This window comes from Streptomyces sp. URMC 129 (assembly GCF_051386415.1).
GTDB lineage: Bacteria > Actinomycetota > Actinomycetes > Streptomycetales > Streptomycetaceae > Streptomyces.
Genome location: NZ_JBPQTQ010000225.1, coordinates 1 through 4,343 on the forward strand (window position 1 = coordinate 1; position 4,343 = coordinate 4,343).

Here is a 4,343-nt window from a genome sequence, read left to right on the forward strand (position 1 = left end):
CCTCCCCATGGCCCTCCCCGGAACCTCCCGCCGCTGCCGGGCCGGGTCCGGGGAATGGCCCATCTCCGCCTCCCAGTTCTTCAGGCGGCGCGCGACCTCCCCGGACGGCCAGCGGGCGCGGGCCGTCGCCGAGCCGAGCGCCGCCGCCCGGGCCACGTCGCTCCAGGTCGCCCCCTCGTCACGGGCGTCCTGCACCGCCGCCGCCTGGAACGCCTCCAGCCCCCGGGACAGACCGCGGGTCAGCTTCAGCAAGTCCGCCAGATCCCGCTCCTCTTCCTCCGCCGCCAGCAGGCGATGGGCCAGCGCCACCAGATCCCTGGCGACCGACTTTCCCTGGCGCATGCCCGGCAACGGCTCCTTTTCCTTGATTTGTCCCCGTAGCCGCGCGGCGCGTCGTCGGCACACCACATCGCAGTACAGCTTGGGCCTGCCGCGCACGTTCTGCGGAACCGGCTTTCCGCATAACCGGCACTCCCTCTCGGCAGGCATTTCGGCCGCCGTCAACGTTCCTCCCCGCTTTTCTCTCCCGACACCTGCTTGTGCTCACGACACGTGGCGCGAGAAAAAGGCTTGATTCTGCCGCGTATCCGGTTTCCGCCGACGCGACGACGCCGTCGGCGCGCGGCGTGCCCGGGGCGTGCCGACGGGGCCGCCGACTGCGGTCGGCGGATCCACGGGGAGGGAAAACACGCAGGTCGCAGGGCTCCTCTGGCCCCGTCGGCCGGGTATCGGACGAGAGGGTCCCGCCGGGTTCGGCAGGCCGCCCCGGAGGCGGGCGGAGAAGTGACCCCGCCCTGGCGGGCGCGATGCCGTCCGCCGCACGCGGTTCCTCTCTTCTCCGGGAGCGCTGCTAACGTCACGGGATGAGCCGGGCCCCACGGGGCCGGGCTCGGAATTGCGTTCGTGCACTGGTGTTCTCTCTCGGTTCTCGAATGAACGGGCAGGGCCCCGGATCAAGGCTGTCAACCGCCGGGGCCCCGCGCATGGGCACCGTAGCGTCTCGCGCCGGTCACCGGGTAATCACACGAGATGAAATGCGGAATCCGGCCACCCGGGCAGGGAGAATCACGGGAAGCGCAGACGCGCCCGGTATTCGCCCCCGGAGGAGTCGCCGGGAACACCGCCGGTCGTCGGCGGCGGAGCGCGTGGGACGGCCCGGAACGGGCACGCTGCTCCCATGGATCACGCGGACGTACTGCTCATCGGCGGACGGGCCGGCGTCGGCAAGACGACGGTGGCATGGGAGGTCTCGGCGCTGCTGCGCGCCGCGTCGGTCGCTCACGCGGTCGTCGAGGGCGACTTCATGGGACAGGTGCATCCGGCCCCGGCGGGGGATCCCGACCGCTCGGAGATCACCGAGAACAATCTGACCGCCGTGTGGGCGAACTTCGCCCGGCTCGGCTGTCGCCGCCTGATCTATACAAACACGCTGAGCGTCCTGCCCGAGGCGACGGGCATGTTCGAGCGGGCCATGGGTGCGGGGGTGCGGATCGCGCGGATCCTGCTCACCGCGTCCGACACCACCGCCCGCGAGCGGCTGGCGGGCCGGGAGCTGGGCTCGGAGCTGGAGCGCGAATGGGAGGGCAGCGTGCGCAAGGCACGGCTCCTGGACCAGCGGGCCGCCCCGGGCACCGTGCGGGTGGCGACGGACGGCCGCGCCGTCGCGGACATCGCCCGCGAGGTGGTGGCCGCCGGCGGCTGGCCCGAGCAGGCCAACCGGTGCCGTCCGGCGTGGCGTTGAGAGGACGCCGTGGATGAACGGTCCGCCGTCGGCCCGGATGGGCCGGTTCACCACCGGCCGTGGTGAGAAGGCGCGCGGAACCTTCTCGGCCGTCTCCGTGACCGGCACGTTGAGGACCCGGCGTCCCGGTCGTCGGTCAGGACGGCATGGTCACCGGTGTCCACGGCCTCGCCGGACGGGCCGGAGCCGGAAAACACCCGCCCCCCCCGGTGAACGGGCGAGACGCCTCGCCGCGGCCGTGTGGGCCTAGGATGCGGGCCGAGGGGAAGTCGGTGCCGAGAAGAGGACGTTGTGATGCCGGACGAGATATTGGCGGACCGGTACCGGCTCGTGGGGCTGCTCGGCCAGGGCGGCATGGGGCAGGTGTGGAAGGCCCACGACGAGCGGCTCGGGCGCGATGTCGCGGTCAAGCTCATCTCGGTGCTCGCCGGCGGGGGCAGCGGCGGCGACGAGGCGCGGGCCCGGTTCCTGCGGGAGGCCCGGATCACGGCCCGCCTCCAGCACCCCAACATCATCACCGTCCACGATCTGGGCGAGGCCGAGGGCGCGGAGGGCACCACGCCGTTCCTCGTCATGGAACTGCTGCGCGGCCAGGGCCTGGACGCCGTGCTCCGCGACGGCCCCGTGGCGCCACCGGACGCGGCCCGCTGGGGTGCCCAGGTCTGCGACGCGCTCGCGGAGGCACACGCCGGGGGCGTTCTGCACCGCGACATCAAACCCGCCAACCTCCTCGTCGTCGGCTCCGGCCCGGCGCGCACGGTGAAGGTGCTCGACTTCGGCATCGCGCGCGCCGCCGACGCGTCGGTCACCGGGGACCGGCTGACCCGGACCGGGTTCATGGTCGGCACCCCGCAGTACATGGCGCCGGAGCAGGCCCGAGGAGTGCCCGAACCGGGCAGCGACCTCTACGCGCTGGGCTGCGTGCTCCACGAGATGATCACCGGCCGTCTCCCGTTCAGCGCTCCCGAGTCGGTCGGGTACCTCACGGCACATCTGACCGAGACACCGCCCGCGCCCAGCACCGTCGCCCCCGGGGTCCCGGCCGGGTGGGACGTGGTGGTCCTCCGGCTGCTGCGGAAGGATCCCGCCGAGCGGTACGCGTCCGCCGAGGACGTCGCCGACGAGCTGCGGCGGCTGGAAGGACGCGTCGCCGCCGCGCCCGCGCCCGGCTACACCCCCACCCTGCTGGGCGGCCCCGTCCGCGCGGCCGGCCGCACCGACCCGGACGCGGACACCAGGACCCTGCTGGCGCCCGCACCCTCGCCCGGCGGGACGCCGAAGACGCCGGGCGCCCGGCACCTGCGGACGTTCCCGGTCCAGGGCCCGGTCGACGTCGCCTTCTCTCCCAGCGGCACCCAGCTCCTCCTCACCGGCGACGAGGTCCCCCTCCGCGTCACGGACCTGACGGGCCGGGAGCAGCTCGCCGGGCCCCCGGACAGCGTGGTCGCGGACGAGGCCACGGCGGCCTTCCACCCCGACGGGCAGCACCTGGTGGTGGCCGGCCGGGACGGGACCCTGCGCTTCTTCGCCATCGCCGACGGCCGGGAGCTGCGGAGCGTCGCCCAGCGGGCGACGGTGGGCGCTCCCGTGTTCAGCCCGGACGGCAGGCTGCTGGCCACCGCGGACGCCGACCGCGTCGTCCGGCTGCGCGACCCCGGGACCGGACACCCCTACGACGAGACGATCCGGCGGTCGGAGCAGCCCAGGGGCGTCTGGCGCGGCACCCCCGCGTTCAGCCCGGACGGGACCCTGATGGCGATCGGCGACGGCGGCAAGGTCCGGATCTACGACGTGACCGGCGACCGCCCCGCGCAGCTCCTCAGGATCAGGATCTCCCGCGCGGTCACGATCCCGGAGCTGAGCTTCGGCCCGGACGGGACCACCCTGGCGACCGTACGCCTCTCCTCCCCGCGCCCCGGCGGACGGGTCCACCTCTGGAACCCGCGGACCGGCAGCCGCCTGCCCGGCCCGGAGACGCTCAGGGGAGTCGTGAGCCTGGCCTACGGCCCGCGCCGCGACATGCTGGCCACCGCCGGAACGGACGGCATGGCCCGGATCCTGTCGGCCAGGACCGGCGAGGAACTGCTGCGGATCGACCACCCCGCCGCGGTCACCTCGGTGGCCTTCAGCCCCGACGGCACGCTCCTCGCCGCCTCCGCCGCGGACGCCACCGTCCAGTTGTGGCAACTCCTCGACTGACCCCCGCCATCGGCGCCTCCCGGCCCTCCCGGGCCGGGGCAGGGGGCGCCGGGCCGGGTCAGCCGGTCGGGCAGCTGCCGCGGTACCCGGAGATGGCGCCCCCGCGCAGGGACGCGGGCGTCACGCGGTGGGGGCGGGCGCGGTAGAGGAACGGATGACGAGTTCCGGGAAGAAGAGGGACTCGACGGCGTCCTCGCCTTCCGGCGCGGCGACGTGATCAACGTGACCAACACCTCGGCGCACCCGGTTCCCCTGCCACCCGGCACCGAGATCCTCCACGCCTCCCATCCCCTGGAGCAGGGGCAGCTCCCGGCGGACACCACCGTGTGGCTCCGAGTGGTCGACGAGGTCCCCTCCGACCGCTGACAGCCGCCACCCCAGCCGGCACGGGACAGGCCAGGGC

General features: G+C 74.2%; 3 protein-coding genes and 1 pseudogene. 3 read left to right on the forward strand and 1 reads right to left on the reverse strand.

What is annotated here, in order from left to right; all coding sequences use genetic code 11:
* Nucleotides 1–342: pseudogene (locus ACSNOC_RS27060) on the reverse strand (hypothetical protein); the annotation flags it as partial.
* An 835-nt stretch (nt 343–1,177) separates the two neighbouring features.
* On the opposite strand from ACSNOC_RS27060, the gene ACSNOC_RS27065 reads away from it, so the two are divergent.
* From ACSNOC_RS27065 to ACSNOC_RS27075, 3 genes are all read left to right on the forward strand, one after another.
* Complete coding sequence (locus tag ACSNOC_RS27065) at nt 1,178–1,741, forward strand: AAA family ATPase (protein WP_436750211.1); 564 nt, start codon at nt 1,178–1,180, stop codon at nt 1,739–1,741.
* 294 nt (nt 1,742–2,035) lie between these two features.
* A complete protein-coding gene (locus ACSNOC_RS27070) occupies nt 2,036–3,940 on the forward strand; it encodes a WD40 repeat domain-containing serine/threonine protein kinase (RefSeq protein WP_436750212.1) in 1,905 nt (634 codons plus the stop codon).
* A gap of 222 nt (nt 3,941–4,162) precedes the next feature.
* Nucleotides 4,163–4,306 (forward strand): hypothetical protein, encoded by a 144-nt coding sequence (locus ACSNOC_RS27075; RefSeq protein WP_436750213.1) that lies wholly within the window; start codon nt 4,163–4,165, stop codon nt 4,304–4,306.
* Nucleotides 4,307–4,343 lie beyond the last annotated feature (37 nt).